The following is a 17,687-nucleotide window of genomic DNA, read 5'->3' as shown; positions in this document are numbered from 1 at the left end:
GGACAGAACGAGAATAACAAACCTGAGATGGGAGCAACTCGTATAGGTAAGTAGTCAAGGTTAAACATTAGTTGAACTCTCGGAAAAAGCGTCTGAGCGTGAACGACCGAAATCAAGGTCGAACAACGACACAACATAACACTTCAAGTGTGAAAATACCCGCATTATTTTGAACTGGATAAATGCAATTCTGGGAAATCGTGGGCGAAATGAGAGAACCTAAAACTACAAAACAACTCAACCGAGGAACGAATAAAACGGCTCTTTCAACCTTCAATTTGAGAAAATTACTTCCTCAAATTGTGGACTCCTTAAATAAGGGTTAGCGGGTAGAGTTGGTAAGATGTACTCAAAAATTCAAGAAATCAGGACTCTTGGACAACTGGGTACGGTTTACATAGAAAATGTTCATTCAGGCGTAGAGAATGTTATGGCAACGGAGTTAAATCCAGTTGATAAATGGAAATCAATTCCTTGGCGCAAGCTGCGGAAAATTGTGTTTCGCCTACAAGTGAGAATATTCAAGGCTCAGAAGAACGGTAACGTGTTCCTAGTGCGTAAGCTTCAGAAACTTTTATTAAGCTCCAGAGCAGCGAAATTGCTTGCTGTTCGGCAAGTGACACAGTTAAATACTGGACGGAAAACCGCAGGGGTGGACGGAAAGAAAGCCCTCGAACCCTCACAAAGACTGGCACTATTTGAAGTGTTAGTTAAGAACTGGAAGCAATGGAAACATCAGCCTCTAAAGCGAGTGTACATACCCAAAGTAGACGGAACTAAAAGAGGACTAGGAATCCCGACCATTAGCGACAGAGCATATCAATGTCTCATCAAATATGCCTTGGAACCCGCAGCAGAAGCTACGTTCAACGCTCATTCTTATGGGTTTAGACCTAGCCGAAGCTGCCATGATATCCAGAGACAATTATTCAATAATCTCAACTCTAGCAGTAATGGGTTAGAAAAAAGAATTTTGGAATTGGATATTGAAAAATGTTTCGACAAGATTGACCACAAATTCTTAATGCAATCAGTCCAACTACCAAAGGCAGCAAAACAAGGGGTATTTCGGGCAATAAAAGCTGGAGTCAGAGGAGAATTTCCTTCATCAGAATCCGGTACGCCCCAAGGTGGAGTTTTCAGCCCATTACTAGCAAATATAGTCCTTCACGGATTAGAGAACGTTGGTCATGAGGTCAGATTAAAAATCAGAAATGGTGGCAGATATATAGACACTATTACTGGATTTCGTTATGCGGATGACGTTGTGTTTATTCTGAAACCAGAAGACGACCCTGAACCCCTCCGAGGACACATTGATAAATTCTTGGAAACAAGAGGATTAAAAGTTAAAGAAGCCAAAACCAAAGTCGTACATAGTACAGATGGTTTCGACTTCCTTGGGTGGAACTTCTCAGTTAAACCCAATGGTAAATTCATTTCAACACCAAGTCGAAAAGCTACAATTAGCATTAAGGCAAAAGTTAAAGAAGTGATAAAAGATAGTCGTTTCACTCTCGAACATCGAATCAACAAGTGTGGTTCGGTGGTAAGAGGGTGGAGAAATTACCATAGATTCTGCGATATGAGTCAACACAACCTGTGGTCACTGCGCTATTGGTTATGGAAATTCATTCGGAAACAAGGAAGATACAACCGTTATCAAACCAATAAGGTTATAAAAAGAGCAATTCCTGCGGTTAGTTGGTCAGCCTGCAAGTTTGTCATTGTCAAGGGAGATAAATCACCCTATGATGGCGATTTTGTTTACTGGTCAAAACGAGAGAATGCTCACTACGATGGGATAACGGCACGACTTCTCAAGAAACAGAATCACAAATGTACAGAATGTAATCTATCGTTCATGTCAGGTGATATTGCAGAACTACACCATATCGACGGCAACCATGACAATTGGAAACCTATAAATTTGGAAGTTCTACATCGTGAATGTCACCAGCATCAGACCGTTCACGGTCAGGTGAGAGTCCGAACAGCGGGTTAAACCCGACTTATTAGGTGTCAGACTAGGAGCCGGATGCAGTGAAAGCTGCACGTCCGCGTTCTGAAGGAGAGGTGTCCTGTGGTAACACAGGCATCGACTCTAATTAAAATTTGGGATGAAGACGGCAACGAGTACGTGGATTTAACCAACGGTTTCGGATCGAACTTTTTCGGATATTCGCCTGCATTTATCACAGAAGCGATCGCAGCTCAAATGCAGCGCGGGTATGAAATCGGCCCGCAAACACCGCTAGCAGGGGAAGTTGCCGAACTCGTGTGCGAGATGACAAAACACGATCGCGCCGCCTTCTGCAACACCGGTTCTGAAGCCGTTTTGGGCGCAATGCGGCTGGCCCGCACCGTCACGGGCAACAGTACGATCGTCATGTTTACGGGCGACTATCACGGGATTTTCGACGAAGTGATCGTGCGCGGCACCAAAAAACTGCGATCGCTCGCCGCAGCACCGGGCATTCCCCAATCCGCCGTTGACAATACCCTAATTCTCGACTACGGCGAACCCGAATCCTTGGAAATCCTCAAAGCGCGGGCGGGCGAGTTCGCAGCCATCATGGTAGAACCGGTACAAAGCCGCCGCCCCGACTTGCAGCCGCGAGAATTCCTCCACGAAGTGCGCCGAATTACCGAACAAGCCGGTTGCGCCTTCATTATGGACGAAGTGATTACCGGATTCCGAGTTGCACCGGGCGGCGCCCAAGAATATTTCGGCGTACAAGCGGATATCGGCACCTACGGCAAAGTCGTCGGCGGCGGGATGCCGATCGGGGTAATCGCGGGCAAATCAGCCTGGATGGACGCTTTAGACGGCGGTTTTTGGCAGTTCGGCGACGATTCGTTCCCGGAAGTAGGCGTTACCTATTTTGCAGGGACTTTTGTGCGCCATCCCCTGACTTTAGCAGCCGCCAAGGCATCCCTCGAATATTTGAAGCGCGGCGGGCCGAAATTGCAGCGCGAACTCAATGCCAAAACCGACAAATTCGTTGCAGAATTGAACGCCATCTTCGATCGAGAGCAAGCACCTTTCACCGTTAAAAACTTTGGTTCCCTGTTCAAAATCACGTACCCGCAAGATTTTACTCATGGAGAACTGCTGTTTTACTCGCTGCGGGAAAAAGGAATTCACATTTGGGATCACCGCCCGTGTTTTCTGACGCTAGCGCATTCCGACGCAGATATTGCTTTTGCCAAGGAAGCATTTAAAAACAGCATTGCCGAATTGCAGTCAGCCGGATTTTTGGCCGCTCCATCTGGTGGGACTGTTAAGGCGATCGAGTTCCACAAAAATGGCAATACAAATGGATCGAAATCGTCAATTGCTTTCTCGAACAATTCTCCCGTACCCGGTGCCAAATTAGGGCGAGATCCTAATGGCAATCCAGCTTGGTACATAGCAGACCCAGAGCGTCCAGGAAAACATTTACAAGTAGGAGATGGTTTATCAAATTGACGGTTAGCGTTGGTAATTAAATCCTGTAGGGGCGGGTTTTACCAACCGTAATTGCCAAAGACAGACCATCTCGAAAACCCGCCCCACCCAACGGTAAATCTCTATCTACCTGTAGGGGCGGGTTTGACAAACAATAATTACCTCTGACAAACTATCTCGAAAACCCGCCCCACGAACACGATAAATCTCTTCAAATCGGCCATAAATAAATTTCCACTAACAAACCAGGAAAAACGCAAATGCTCCAAACCGCAAAAACTCTTAAAATAGACCGCCGCACAGGTCTGACTCACCAAGAATTCGTCAGCGAGTACCGCAATCCCGGCAAACCAGTTATTTTTACAGATTTATCACAAGATTGGCCTGCCCGAACAAAATTTACGCCGGAGTATTTTCAAGAAAACTTTGGCGATCGAGAAATTGAAATAGGTGGTAACATTTACACGATAAACAAATTGTTCGATTTACTAAAAAATTCCACAAAACAGAATCCGGCTCCCTATCCTTTCAAACTAAATGTCCGCAAAGATTTTGCCGATTTAGAACCAGATATTTCTCCCAGACCGAGTATTGCCACACCCGATCGCACGCACAGCAGCTTAATCCCGAAGATGCTGCTCAATGATTTGTACGACTTAGAAATATTCTTCGGCGGGCCGGGCGGAGAATTTCCTTATTTGCACTACGATTTTCTCGGGCTGTATGCGTATATCAATCAAATTTACGGGGAAAAAGAATTTACAATTTTTCCGCCGGAGCAGCAAAAGTATCTTTACCCAAAACCAGGTGCTCCTTGGCTATCTGAGATTGAAAACCATCACAATCCAGACTTAAAAAAATATCCACTTTTGGCTGAAGCTACGCCAATAACTATTACAATTTCAGCCGGTGAAACGCTATTTATTCCCTGCGGCTGGTATCACACGGCAAGGTCGCTGACTTTAACCATTTCCGTAGCATTTGACCAACTTTGCGAATCAAACTGGAAATTTTTTACTAACGAATGTTGTATCCCCAGAGGCAAAAATTCGCTCAAAGCCAAGATGATTAATGCTTATCTGAGGGGTGCAGGTGCTTTGCTGAGTGCTCGCGAAAGATTGATGGGGATGGAATAATACCAAATTCTGGTTAGTTACTCCCTCGATCAATTGAATCTGCTGTAAATCCCCTAGGGGCGGGTTTGACCAACAATAATTGTCTCTGACTAATAATCTCATAAATCCGCCCCTACCCAAGGTTAAATCCCAATCGACCTCTTTAAAATAAATCTCCCATACAACAAAGACAATTGAATTTATTTAGTTGCACTACCGTTAATAGTCAATGAAAATAGCCACAGATTTACAACCAAAACTAACTGCTGTAGACTTCTATCCTTTCGCCGGCGGAGAACTTTTTGCTTGCGTACCCGCGACAGAATCGCAGAAAGAAATCTGGATTGCCGTGCAAATGGGAGACGAGGCAAATTGCGCTTATAACGAGTCGATGTGTCTGCGATTGCAAGGAAACCTCGACGTTGAATCTCTCCGATTTTCCATTCAGGAATTAGTACAGCGGCACGAGGCGCTGCGGGCAACATTTAGCCCCGACGGATCGACTCTTTGTATTGCGTCGTCCATCGCCCTTGACATTCCCACAATTGACTTGTCAATTTTGGACGAACGCGATCGTGAATCGAAATTAGCACATTTGCGCCGTCAAGAAGTCGATCGCCCTTTCAATCTAGTGCGCGGGCCGCTGTTTCGCAGTCAAATTATTAAGCTGCAAGAGCAGGAACACATCGTTATTCTCACCGGCCACCACATCATTTGCGATGGCTGGTCTTGGGGCATACTATTCCCGGATTTAGGTGCAATTTATTCTGCCAGAAAGCAAGGGTTAGCTGCCAATCTTCCACAGCCAGAAAGTTTTATAGAATACGCAATTTCACAAGAAGAAGAAAACTCAACAGCTACCGAAATTATTGAGGCTGAAAAGTATTGGTTAGAGCAGTTTTCAAACACAATTCCGGTGCTAGATTTACCGACAGACAGATCGCGACCTGCTTTGAGAACTTACCAGGGTGCGCGGGAAGATTGGGAACTCAATCCAGATTTGGTTGCTAACCTCAAACGCCTGGGCAAAAAAGCAGGATGCAGCTTTTTTACAACTCTGTTTGCTGGATTTGAAGCTTTTATTTACCGCTTGTGCGGGCAAGAGGATTTGGTTGTCGGAATGCCTGCGGCGGGACAACTGGTTGGGGGAAAAGACAAGCTTGCGGGACACTGCGTCAGCTTGTTGCCGCTGCGTACTCGCATTAACGGGGAAAAATCTTTTATCGATTATTTGCGATCGCGCCGCACGGCAATTTTAGATGCTCTCGACTGCCAGCAGATTACCTTCGGTACTCTGGTAAAAAAACTAGCAGTGCCGCGGGATTTCAGTCGCATTCCGCTAGTGCCTGTAACTTTTAATCTGGACGTGCAGCTTGCAGAAGAGCAACTTAATTTTGAAGGTTTTAAAGCTGAAGTCTTCTCGAATCCAAGAACTTATGAAAATTTTGAATGGGCAGTAAATGCCAGCGAAACAAAAAACAAACTCGTGCTGGAGTGCCAGTACAATACCAACTTATTTGATGCTGCGACAATCCGCCGCCACATGGGTGAATTTGAAGTGCTGTTAGAGGGGATAGTTGCTAATCCAGAGCGCCCGCTGAAAAACTTGCCGATTTTGACAGCAGCGGAACAACAACAGCTATTAATTGAGTGGAACAACACTCAAACAAATTATCCCGAATCAGCCTGCATTCACCAACTATTTGAAGTTCAAGCAGAACAAACTCCCGACGCTGTAGCCGTAGTTTTTGGAGAGCAACAGCTAACCTACCAACAGCTAAATTGTCGCGCCAATCAACTCGCACATTACTTGCAAACTTTGGGGGCTGGCCCGGAAGTGTTAGTGGGCATTTGTTTAGATCGCTCGCTCGAGGCGATCGTCTCACTTTTGGCTGTTCTCAAAGCCGGAGCGGCTTACTTGCCCTTAGACCCCGCTTATCCCAAAGAGCGGCTGGATTTCATGCTCTCAGACGCCAAAATATCGGTGCTTTTGACTCAACAGAACCTCGTAGAAAGACTTCCCGACTGCGGAGCCAAAGTAATTTGCCTGGATGCAGCGCGGGAGGAAATAAACGCCCAAAGTGAGGAAAATCCGGCGAATCTCGCTCATGCCGACAATTTGGCTTATGTAATGTATACTTCAGGCTCGACAGGCAAGCCCAAAGGCGTTTGCGTCGTCCACCGGGGCGTAGTCCGGTTAGTCAAAGACACTAACTATGCCAGCCTCACCGCAGCAGAAGTCTTCCTGCAACTGGCTCCCATTTCCTTCGACGCCTCGACTTTGGAAATTTGGGGAGCGCTGCTCAACGGGGCGCAACTGGCGGTATTCCCTCCCGGCAGCCCATCTTTGGCAGAGTTGGGAGAGGCGATTCGCTTATACAATGTGACAATACTGTGGCTGACCGCCGGACTGTTTCACTTGATGGTGGACGATCGCATTGAGGATTTAAAAGGTGTGCGCCAACTGTTGGCAGGCGGCGACGTTTTATCTGTTCCCCACGTCCAGAAGTTGCTGCGAGAAGTTCCAAACTGCAAATTAATTAACGGTTACGGGCCGACCGAAAATACGACTTTTACTTGCTGCGCGCCGATCGACTCTGCCAGTGAAATTAGCAATTCCGTTCCCATCGGGCGGGCGATCGCCAATACTCAAGTTTACATACTCGATCGGTATTTGCAGCCAGTGCCCATCGGCGTTCCGGGGGAATTATATACAGGCGGCGCCGGCTTGGCCAGAGGCTATCTCAACCGCCCCGATCTGACAGCCGAAAGGTTCATTCCCAATCCTTTGAGCGACAACGAAGAAGATGGATTGGAAAATGCACAAGAGCGATCGGTTTCAAGCCTTCTTCCTTCCTCAAATCGCCTTTACAAAACAGGGGATTTAGCCCGCTACCTGAGTGACGGTAACATCGAGTACCTCGGACGCACCGACAATCAGGTAAAGATTCGCGGCTTCCGCATAGAAATAGGAGAAATTGAAGCAGTATTAGCCGGACATCCAGATGTCACCCAAGCGGCGATCGCAGTTCAGTTAGATGCTTCGGGCAACAAATGTCTCGCAGCTTATGCAGTTTCCCGCCCAGGTCAAATTCTCGCAGCCGGTACCCTGCGCTCCTTCCTGCAAGAGAGACTGCCAGACTACATGATACCCGCTGGGTTTGTGTTCCTCGACGCTTTGCCCTTAAACCCCAACGGCAAAGTTGACCGCCGCGCTTTGGCAACTCAAAAGTGGCAATCTAGGGGCGCAGCGCCCAATGAAATAATTGCTGTTGCCCCGCGCGACCAATTAGAGCTCCAACTGACAAAAATTTGGGAAAAAGTTTTAGGCATCAATTCAATTGGAATCAGGGACAATTTCTTCGAGGTGGGAGGACATTCCCTGCTAGGGGCGCGCTTGTTAGCTGAAATTGAGAAAGTCTTCGACAAAAAGCTGCCGCTGTCTGCTATTTTCCAATCGCCAACCGTTGAGCAATTGGCTGACATTCTCCGCGAACCTGAATGGTCTTCGCCTTCTCCGTCAATGGTGGTGATTCAACCGGGAACCGGAAGTTACAAACCGCCTCTGTTCTGCATCCACGTGCTCGGCAGAGGATTGGAATTTTACCGTCCTTTAATGAATTATATCGATCGATCGCAGCCTGTTTTGGGACTGTCAACCCAGATTATGGATGAAAAATTGGCTCCCCCTAATCGAGTTGAGGAATTGGCAGCTTATTACATCAAAGAAATGCAAACTTTTCAGCCACACGGCCCTTATTTTCTGTTAGGAGTATCTTTTGGAGGGACGGTAGCTTTTGAGATGGCTCGGCAACTTCACGATCGAGGTGAGAAGGTAGCTTTGCTGGGATTGTTGGACACTTACGGGCCGGATGCTTTCACAAATTCGTCTCAGATGAAGCACAGTGAAGGCCTAATGAGAATTTTACGTCTCACTCCGGGTGCATTTATGAATAAAGCGAAGAGCAATCTGAGCGGAAAAATCGAGGGTCTCACCGAGATTCAGTGGAGAATTTTGTGCAATTTGTACCGCGCGGTGGGGCGTCCCCTGCCAATTTATTTGGAAAACTTCACTCATAGGGAATTAAATCATCAGGCATTGAAACATTATGTAGGGGGAGTTTATGCGGGTCAGGCCTCTGTTTTCAAGGCAATTGAGAGTGCGGAGGCGTTTGGGGCTGACCTCGAATTAGGTTGGGGTAGGGTAATTACGGGAGGAATAGAGGTTCACGAGATTCCTAGCGACCACCTTGGGATGTTAAAAGAACCTCACGTTCGGATACTGGGGGAAAAATTGCAGGCTGCGGTCGATCGGGCTCAAGGTTAACATAGGACAACTAGGACAATTGACAGTGGACAATGGACAGCAAAAACTCCGATATAATTTTCGCTGTGAACTATCAACTATCAACTATCAAATCGTTTCTGGTTGCATCGGAATGATTTAACCACAGAGGGCGCAGAGAACACAGAGGAAGATCGCAGAGAGATGAATACAGGACTGTGAAGCGCGGATTTGATATGACTCGATTTTACAATTCCGATGCTATCGGATTTGATATCAATTGTTTAAATCCCCATGCTAAAAACTCGCTGTCAACTGTCAACTGTTTAACCTTCCAATGCCGCCAAAAGACACAGCAACAAAGCCTCCGTCCACTCGACTACAGCACCGTAAGTATCGCCCGTGTGGCCGCCCAAACGGTGGTTAAACCAGGCTCCGGCAAAAATTCCGATCGCACTTCCCCCCAAAGCCATCCCCACCGCCAACAGCCACCGCTCGCCCTCCAAGACAACTTGCACCACGCTCAAACTCAGCAGCAACAGCACTCCTGGGATAAAATCAAAAGGAGAATAAATAGATTCCTTGTGAAAAGCTCCCTTACCCTCGGCCCGGAGATAGGGATAGCGGGCGATCGCCACCAGTTGGGCCCACCTCCCCCAACCGGCGACACCCATCAAAGCCAGCCACCGATAGTTATTCAAGTCCGAGAGAGCGGCAGTTTTCAGCAGCACGATCGCGATCGCAGCCATGGCCCCAAAGGCTCCTGTAACGCTGTCCCGCATGACTTCCAGCCTGCGTACCGGGTCGGGTACAGCCAGCCCGTCCGCCGCGTCCATTGCCCCGTCTAGGTGCAGCCCGCCAGTCACCGCGATGCCCAAGACTACCACCAAGGCCGATCGAGTCAGAGCAGGCATTCCCAACAACTGCAACCCAACATCCGCCAGGCCGACCATCCCCCCAATCAAAAGCCCGATCGCCGGTGCCAAGCGGGCAATGCCCCGAAACTCCAAAGTCCAAGACACCGGTACCGGCAAACAAGTATAAAAAGCGACTGCGGCTGCGATGGCAGCGCCTTGATTCCGGAAAAAGTCGATCGTAGAGCGAACCCATTTATCATGCACCATAAGATAGAAAATTTTTCATCTGGTATGCAGTTGTCAATCGATTAGCGTGTGCCAGAATTGGACTGTAACACCCTAGTTTTTTGGATCGAGCATTCCTCCTGTCGCCCGCTCTTTTCCCCGGAAAACGTCTGTCGGCAGCGATCCCAAAGCTCCCTATCTAAAATGACTAAACTCCAGATCCGCGTTTCCCTTCCCAAGAATTCTAGCTAACTCCCTGATGTTCAAGACGGGAAAATACTACAACAGAGGCTTTTACTCCATGAGTCACGATCAATTGAATAACAGGGTAGTTGCTCCTTGCATCATCGATACAGGGATTGTCGTCAACAAACGCGATATCAAAAGATTGCTGTTTGATTTAGGACGTGTCCGCTACCTTCACATACAAGATGGCGAGATTTATAGCGAAGGAGAAGGTTATGTGCTCGAAGTCTTCGCCAACCCCCACCGTTCTACCCTGATTGCCAATCATGCGCTTTATTTGAACGTCTATAGTTTTGATTACCTGGAACTTAAACAGTCCCCTGAAGATGGTGCTTATTTTGACCTGATTCAAGATGGACGGCAGTTGCGGTTAATTCCCCTCTCCAATCCTTTGCAAGAGCAATTCGCCCGGAATTTAAATGCTGCGGCTTTGGATGCGGTTGTCGATCAGGTACTTTCAGGCAACTGGGATCTGCAATTGGACGACGATGATTCCCCGTTTTAATCGTCAGTCAGTCGATTTTAGATTTTAGATTTACTTGCAGCATTGAATCTGGGAGTTAGAACTAAGGTCTAAAATTTTTTGCCCTCCACGACGATGGTCGGAAACTTGTATCCGTTTTTGGGCGGGGTCATGAGTTTTTTGTCGCGATGTCAACAACAATAGATTAGATAACACGGACGGCCGAGTAGCGGTTAACGAGCATCGGGGACTAATGACTCAGGACAGGGCGAAATTTTCTTTTAAATGTCAGGCTAATTGCAGCCATACCCAAGCCCGTGCAGGGGTTTTTGCCACTCCCCACGGTGTGGTGGAAACGCCTAAATTTATGCCAGTGGGGACGCTAGCTAATGTCAAAACTTTGACCCCGGCACATCTTGAGGCGGCGGGTTCTCAAATGGTTTTGGCAAATACTTATCACTTGCACTTGCAGCCGGGGGAAGCGATTGTCGCAGGCGCGGGCGGATTGCACAAATTTATGGCTTGGCCGGGCCCGATGCTGACGGATTCGGGCGGCTTTCAGGTGTTTAGCTTGAGCCAAATGCGGAAGATTACTGATGATGGGGTGACTTTTCGCTCTCCCCGCGATGGCCGCATGATTAATTTGACGCCGGAACGATCGATCGAAATTCAGAATGAGTTGGGCGCTGATGTGATTATGGCCTTTGACGAGTGTCCCCCTTACCCCGCTACGCGGGAGGAGGTGGAGGCTGCCACAAATCGCACTTACCGCTGGCTGCAACGCTGCATTCAAGCTCACTCGCGCCCGGATCAAGCTTTGTTCGGAATCGTCCAGGGGGGCGTTTTCCCCGATTTGCGATCGCGCGCGGCGAACCAGTTGGTAGATTTGGATTTACCAGGCTACGCCATCGGCGGCGTTAGTGTGGGGGAATCGGGGGATTTGATCGCAGAGATTGTGAAGGTGACTGCGCCTCTGTTGCCGGCAAATAAACCGCGTTATTTGATGGGGATTGGGACTTATCGGGAAATGGCGCTGGCGGTGGCGAGTGGCGTAGATATGTTTGACTGCGTGATTCCGACTCGGCTGGCCCGCCACGGGACGGCTTTTGTTGGTGGCGAACGCTGGAGTTTGAAAAATGCTCGGTTCCGGGAGGATTTTGCTCCGCTGGATGAGTCTTGTCCTTGTTATACCTGCCAAAAATTCAGTCGGGCTTATTTGGCCCATTTGGCGCGGGCTAACGAAGTGCTGGGGTATACTTTGCTGGCGCTTCACAATGTGACGGAGTTGATTCGCTTTACGGGGAGGATGCGGGAGGCGATTTTGGCAGATCGATTTACTGAAGAGTTTGCCTACTGGCTGGCACCGAGAGTCGATCGATCGTGATTGCCTTGGGTAAAGATATGCGACAATTATGAAAATTCTGTTGGATAGGTAGGTTGATTCATGGAAGCTGCATTACTCTTAGCAAAACTGCCCGAAGCTTATTCGATTTTTGAGCCTTTGGTTAATGTTTTGCCGGTCATTCCCGTATTTTTCTTGCTGCTGGCTTTTGTTTGGCAGGCGGCTGTCGGATTTAGATAAGTTTGATTTCACTAAAAGCAGGGGCAATTCAAAAATTGCCCCTGCTTTTAGGTATTAAGTTTTGTCTAGTTGTTCTTTCTGCGTTCAGCTACCGCCGATCGCACTTTTGAAAGCCGGTCTTTCTGTGATCCGCTTGATGTAATCTACAACGGCCGGATAAGCACTGAGGTCTAGTTTTAGCATCATCGGAATGTAGGCCAACATTGACCCGACTGCTGCGTCGGCTACGCCAAATTCATCGCCCATTAAAAATGGCTGTTTCTCGAAGATTTCATTTAACGGTTTTAACAACTTGGGAGTTTCGCGATCGCGACTTGCTTCTGTAAATATTCCCGGCCCCAAGGTGGCGTTAGCAAACGTGACCCACTGCACGATTTGAGCTTGCTGCTCCAAAGTGTCTGGCATTTTACCATATTTTTGAGCTAAATACAGCACAATTGCGCCGGATTCCCAAAGTTTGAAATCTCCGTCAACAATTGCCGGTACTTTGCCGATCGGGTTAATTTCGAGATACTCTGGCTGCAAGTGTGCCCCTGCTTGCATATCCAGCAAGACGAATTCGTAGGGAACTCCTATTTCTTCTAGATACCACTTGACAATTGAGGCCCTGCTGCGGGCTCCGCCGTAAAGTTTCAGCACAAAATTTTTATCCTTTAACGCAATATTGCTGTTATAGCATTTTTTGGGAATTGGTAATTGGTAATTGCAGCCAGCAGAGACTTTGATGTCACTGTTCCACTAATAACTACTGATTAATGACTACTGACTACTGATTAATTGCCGATCACTAATGGCACTTCCGTCAAGTGCATAAACAAGATTCTGCTGCCAATAAAAATCAAAATTGCTCCGCCCAATATCTCAATTTTATTTGCAAACAAGTTGCCGCATTTGTGACCGATAAACACGCCTGCAAAGGCTAAAAAGAAAGTAATAAATCCGATCGCAGTCACCGCAGGAGCAATAGAATCTTTCAGGACAGCAAATCCGAGGCCAACTGCGAGAGCATCGATACTCGTCGCCACCGACAGCGTTATCAAAGTCCCTGTATCTAAGGGATTGAACTTTTTCTCGCATTCTTCGCTTTGCAGCGATTCATAAATCATTCTCCCGCCAATGAAACTCAAAAGCCCAAAAGCTATCCAATGGTCGATCGGTGTTATCAAAAAACTAAAACTAAGACCAATTAACCATCCTATTACGGGCATTAAAGCTTGAAATACTCCGAAAAATAAAGCAATTTTTAAAGCTTTATTGACCTTCATGTGTTTGATTGCTAAGCCGCTAGAAACAGCAACCGCAAAAGCATCTGCTGCTAGTCCCAAGGAAAGTAATATGGTAGTGGCTGCATCCATTTTTGTAAGGTGTTATGTGCTATAAATAAAGTGTTCATCTTGACCGTTTTAGTTTACACTAAATTTTGATATAAGTGCGTTATTATCATAATCTATTCATTTTTGACTCACGTTTATTTCACAATTGGCGAGGGTTGAAAAAATCAGAGCTTAGCTGTATTGTGTAAAAGATTATTTATGAAGTAGCAAAATCGACTATGGCGCCATCTAGACCCTACCAGCCATTGCTGCTCAGATTACTGCATGGGGTTAACGCTGCGATCGCCCTTTTAGCAATTTTGAGCGCATTTCTGGTTTACAACACCTACGATGGGCGGTTTGGCAAAGTCCCCCTGCCTCTGATTGCAGATATTATCGGGATTCACGGCACTTTTGGCAAGATGTTGCTGTTAGGAATAATGCCTGCTTTTGCATTGTACAGTTTTCACCTAGGTCAAAAACGCTTGGTGCAGCCGGATTCTTTTGGGAAACTAACGCAGTCGGGAAAACCGATTTGGTGGTACAGTTTGCACCGGATTGTGAATACGTTGATGTTGCTGGCACTGACTTGGGCGATCGCTTCTGGCAGTATGGTTAAGGAAGAATGGCTGCCGGCTGGGGAATTGACGCAGGCTTGGTATTATTTACACGCTTCTGGTTGGGTGGTATTGGTGTTTTGTCTCGCAATGCACTTGTTGATGAGTGCGAAGGTGGGGGGTTTGCCGCTAATTTTGTCGATGTTTGATGCCGCATATCGCCCGGAAGATTCGCCGGCTGCTTGGTGGAAGAAAATTCGCTCTTTGGTCGATCGCTCTTAATCTGAAAATGCTTAATTTGAAAATGAACAGAAATATTTTATTAATTGTTGCGGAAGTCTTGGTCATGGGAGGCTGGTTGTTTGCTGTGGTTGCACCTTTATTATTTCCCTAATCCTAGGATAGCAATTTAGGTTAACAAAAGATCGTTAGGTTTTTAGTGAGGAATTCCGCCCTCCGTTTTATGAGGACTAAAGTCTTCACTGCAAACCCAAATTAAGCTTTTCGCGGAGCTTGCTGGCAAGATTTGCGACGGTTTTCCCTGGAGGTCAAATGCGAGATCAAAAGAGTGGCAATTTTACCATAAACTCAGCACCGCCCCCAGTTTGAGATTGCAATGGAGATTCAACTGTCAGCCTGCCGCCGTGCAATTCTACAATAATTTTATAGCAAACCGACAACTCCAATCCTGTAAATTTTTTAAATGATTTAGTATGGCCAAACTGGTCAAATATTCTGTGTTGAATTTCCCGTGGAATTGTGGAGCCGTTGTGGGCGATCGATACAACAATAAATCTGCCTGTATATTCCTCGACAATATCGGTTTTGATTGTAATAATTTGAGCCGAGTTTTCAATCGTTTTAACTGCATCTATAGCATTGATCGTGAGACTTGCGAATACCTGGCTCAGTTGACCGGGATAACACAAAATTGGGGGCAGGTTGTGGTACTCCTTGACTACTAATATTTTTTGCTCCAGTCTGTGAGCGAGCAACAGCAAAATATTGTCGATTCTCTCATTAACGTTGGCGTGTTCTTTGTTGGCTTCGTCAGGAAGTGAAAATTTTCGCAAAGCCAGGACTATCTGGCGAATGCCATCGGCTCCTATTTTCAAAAAATTGAGAATATTTGGCAACTCTTGGCTGATAAAATCTAGGTCGCCTGTCTCTATTTTTTTGGCAATTCGCCCCCCTGGTTCGGGATATTGTTCGCGATAGAGGCGAATTATATGGAGCAAGTATTTGATATAATCGTTGAGGTGAATCAGGCGGCCGTAAATAAAGTTAATCGGGTTATTAATTTCCTGGGCAACTTCGGCGGCTAGTTGACCGACACTGGTCATTCTTTCGCGTTGTACTAAATGCTCTTCGGTTCTTCTGAGTTTGACTAATACTTCTTCTAAAAGTTTGAAGTTCTCTTGAATTTGCCCGTGGACTTGGGATTGGGAAATAGCGACTCCCAGTAAGTCTGCAATTGCTTCCAAAACTTCCACCTCGTCGGGAGTCGCAAACCGCCGATTTGCACAGGCGAACAGATATCCGATCCGATTAGTCTGAGTTAATACGGGTACTGCTGCGTAGTGACTATTTGTGAGTTCGATATAGGCGTGTTCCTCAGAGGCTGTGGCATCAGCGGCGGCGGTTTTATGTAGCAGAATCGTTTCGCAGCGGTGAAGCCGTGCAGCTAAATCTCCAGAGGGGCCTCCTGGAACACCAAAGATTCCCAAGCGCCCCGGCAAACCTTCCCGACAATATTCCCAGCCAAATTCTAAAGTATCTTGTCGGGGATCGTACCATGCGAAAATTGCTCGATCGAGCTTCAGTAAAGTACCGAGTTCGTCTACTGTAGTTTGGAGGATGCGATCGAGGTGCAAGCAAGCCCGAATGCAGCCGGTCAAGCGGTGGAGAAGGGCTTCTGTGCGTCTGCGAATGCAATTTAGGGCAAACAGCTTGAGGGCCACAATTGCTGCGAAAATAGCTGCGGCTGCAAGTAGGCCGGCGGCTACTGCTAGTATCTTGAAAGGAAGGAGTTCTTTTTCGAGATTTTCGCGGGGAATTACGAGGGCTAGCGACCATTCAGCTTGTTCTAATGGAAGATAGGCAACATAAACTCTAGCGCCGTTGATTTGAGTCAGCACAATGCCCGTTTTTTGATAAACCATCTCCCGGGCTACATTTGCCAAATTAGCCTCTGCAGACTCTAAAAGACTGGGAGCGGGTTTGTCGATATTTCCGATTAATCCAGCGTCGGGGTGCACAATCGGCACTCCTTGAGAATTCAGAACAAAAGCGTAAGTTCCTGCCCCGTATTCCAGCTTTCCTATTACTTCGGCAATTCGGTCGATGCTAATGACGCCGTTCATTACTCCGATCGGCTTTTGTGCTGTTTTATCAATAGAATTTACCGAGTTTGACCACACCGGAGCCGAAATGGGAACAATATTTTGTTGTTTGAGCGTTCGAGAAATGGTAGGATCGGAAACATAGACTTCTCCAGCCATTGCCTTTTTGAAGTGTTGGCGGTCGGTGACATTAATCAACGCTCTGCCGACTTTTGTGGTGAAATAAGAACCGTCGGGATTGATTAATGCGAAATGCTGGAATTCTTGCAGTCGAATTACTTCGGATTTTAAGTAAGGCTCTGCCACTGACCAATTCATCGAGCGAACGGGAGGAGTGTGGGCGAGGATTTCGATCTCTGCCTTTCTAGTGCCGAGCCAGCGATCGATCTTGTTGGCGCGCTCCCTAACTTCTAAGAAAGCATTTCGCTCGCTTTGGGTGATAATCAAGCGGTGAACGCTTTGATAGCTAATACAACCAGTGATGCTAGCTGCCAGAATTGTTCCCCCCAAAATTAAGAGCGCAGTTTGGTACCCAAGATGGTATTCGCCCTTTAATCCCGCTGGCAATAGTCGAGTTAATTTCCACCACTTTACTTTCGCAAAGCTTCGCATGGTTTGACCAATTTGTGAGATTGAAATCCTTAGCTCACCTACGATCTACTCGCCCGTATGCCAGTAGTCTTAAACTACTAGCATTCAATAATTGCGGGGATTTTTTAATGTTTCCCCCCGAGCAGCTCCTATCGTTTCCGGCTGCACCGGAATTATATAAAGGACACGGCAGTGCCGTTTCCCTACCCAGATTAATTGTAGGGACACGGCACTGCCGTGTCCTGGCGGTGGGTAATATGAATTCCGATGCTACCCGATTTGATATAACTTTGTTAAACAGGAATAATATGATACCACATTTTTGACAAATTAAAAAATTTCATCACCTACTTATTTTTTTTACATTCGTTAATAATTTATGTTATTTAGGTGAATGTGAGCAGTAAATTTTTTAGGTTGAGATTTTTGGTGTTTGTCTTAATCAATAGTTCAGACTGTTTTTAGTTCCTAGCCTGAAACCCTAGATTTTCCGTTGATAGTTCGATTGCCGAATTGCCTAGAAACCCTTATTCTACGGTTTTCTATCAAAAACTGTCTGCTGTATTGCTTAATAACGAAATATTAAAAGTTTTTCCTTCATTAATAATGAACGAAAAACTTGTTAAATCTTTAATTTATATCTCAACAATCAAAACTATT

General features: G+C 46.6%; 12 protein-coding genes. 8 read left to right on the top strand and 4 right to left on the bottom strand.

The annotated features are described in order from the left end of the window. The first annotated feature begins 343 nt into the window (after positions 1–343). The 4 genes from ltrA (at position 344) to QUA45_RS05190 (ending at position 8,893) form a co-directional block, all read left to right on the top strand. Complete coding sequence (ltrA, locus tag QUA45_RS05205; RefSeq protein WP_333219816.1) at positions 344–2,005, top strand: group II intron reverse transcriptase/maturase; 1,662 nt, start codon at positions 344–346, stop codon at positions 2,003–2,005. 78 nt (positions 2,006–2,083) lie between these two features. Beyond that, on the top strand, positions 2,084–3,472 hold the full coding sequence (locus QUA45_RS05200; RefSeq protein ID WP_333219814.1) for an aminotransferase class III-fold pyridoxal phosphate-dependent enzyme: 1,389 nt from the start codon (positions 2,084–2,086) through the stop codon (positions 3,470–3,472). Positions 3,473–3,711: 239 nt separating this feature from the next. Beyond that, positions 3,712–4,587 carry a cupin-like domain-containing protein gene (locus QUA45_RS05195; RefSeq protein ID WP_333219813.1) on the top strand — a complete coding sequence of 292 codons (876 nt, stop codon included), beginning with the start codon at positions 3,712–3,714 and terminating at the stop codon, positions 4,585–4,587. 208 nt (positions 4,588–4,795) lie between these two features. Further along, a complete protein-coding gene (locus QUA45_RS05190; RefSeq protein WP_333219811.1) occupies positions 4,796–8,893 on the top strand; it encodes an amino acid adenylation domain-containing protein in 4,098 nt (1,365 codons plus the stop codon). Positions 8,894–9,177: 284 nt separating this feature from the next. Here QUA45_RS05190 and cobS read toward each other — a convergent pair whose 3' ends face one another. Continuing rightward, positions 9,178–9,975, bottom strand: coding sequence for an adenosylcobinamide-GDP ribazoletransferase (gene cobS / locus QUA45_RS05185; protein WP_333219809.1), 798 nt, complete (start codon positions 9,973–9,975; stop codon positions 9,178–9,180). Positions 9,976–10,234: 259 nt separating this feature from the next. Between cobS and QUA45_RS05180 the strand changes: the two genes are divergently transcribed. The 3 genes from QUA45_RS05180 (at position 10,235) to QUA45_RS05170 (ending at position 12,224) form a co-directional block, all read left to right on the top strand. Then, entirely contained in the window at positions 10,235–10,684 is a 450-nt protein-coding gene (locus QUA45_RS05180; protein ID WP_190662161.1) for a hypothetical protein, read from the top strand. Positions 10,685–10,895: 211 nt separating this feature from the next. Further along, positions 10,896–12,026, top strand: a complete 1,131-nt coding sequence (gene tgt / locus QUA45_RS05175) for a tRNA guanosine(34) transglycosylase Tgt (protein WP_333095096.1) — start codon at positions 10,896–10,898, stop codon at positions 12,024–12,026. 60 nt (positions 12,027–12,086) lie between these two features. Beyond that, positions 12,087–12,224, top strand: a complete 138-nt coding sequence (locus QUA45_RS05170; protein ID WP_006634808.1) for a photosystem II reaction center protein K — start codon at positions 12,087–12,089, stop codon at positions 12,222–12,224. An 84-nt stretch (positions 12,225–12,308) separates the two neighbouring features. Here QUA45_RS05170 and QUA45_RS05165 read toward each other — a convergent pair whose 3' ends face one another. Together QUA45_RS05165 and QUA45_RS05160 are read right to left on the bottom strand one after the other, a co-directional pair. Next, a complete protein-coding gene (locus QUA45_RS05165) occupies positions 12,309–12,863 on the bottom strand; it encodes a glutathione S-transferase family protein (RefSeq protein ID WP_333095098.1) in 555 nt (184 codons plus the stop codon). A gap of 134 nt (positions 12,864–12,997) precedes the next feature. Beyond that, positions 12,998–13,579 carry a manganese efflux pump MntP family protein gene (locus tag QUA45_RS05160; protein ID WP_333219807.1) on the bottom strand — a complete coding sequence of 194 codons (582 nt, stop codon included), beginning with the start codon at positions 13,577–13,579 and terminating at the stop codon, positions 12,998–13,000. A gap of 197 nt (positions 13,580–13,776) precedes the next feature. Between QUA45_RS05160 and QUA45_RS05155 the strand changes: the two genes are divergently transcribed. After that, positions 13,777–14,376, top strand: coding sequence for a cytochrome b/b6 domain-containing protein (locus QUA45_RS05155; RefSeq protein ID WP_333095101.1), 600 nt, complete (start codon positions 13,777–13,779; stop codon positions 14,374–14,376). Between the two features lie 278 nt (positions 14,377–14,654). Here the strand turns inward: QUA45_RS05155 and QUA45_RS05150 are convergent, their stop codons facing one another. Further along, a complete protein-coding gene (locus tag QUA45_RS05150) occupies positions 14,655–17,048 on the bottom strand; it encodes a cache domain-containing protein (RefSeq protein WP_333095102.1) in 2,394 nt (797 codons plus the stop codon). Positions 17,049–17,687: the final 639 nt, after the last annotated feature.

Origin of the sequence: Microcoleus sp. Pol12A5, from assembly GCF_036701435.1 — a bacterium.
In the GTDB taxonomy this organism is placed as follows: domain Bacteria; phylum Cyanobacteriota; class Cyanobacteriia; order Cyanobacteriales; family Microcoleaceae; genus Microcoleus.
This window is presented reverse-complemented; position numbering and strand designations above follow the sequence as displayed.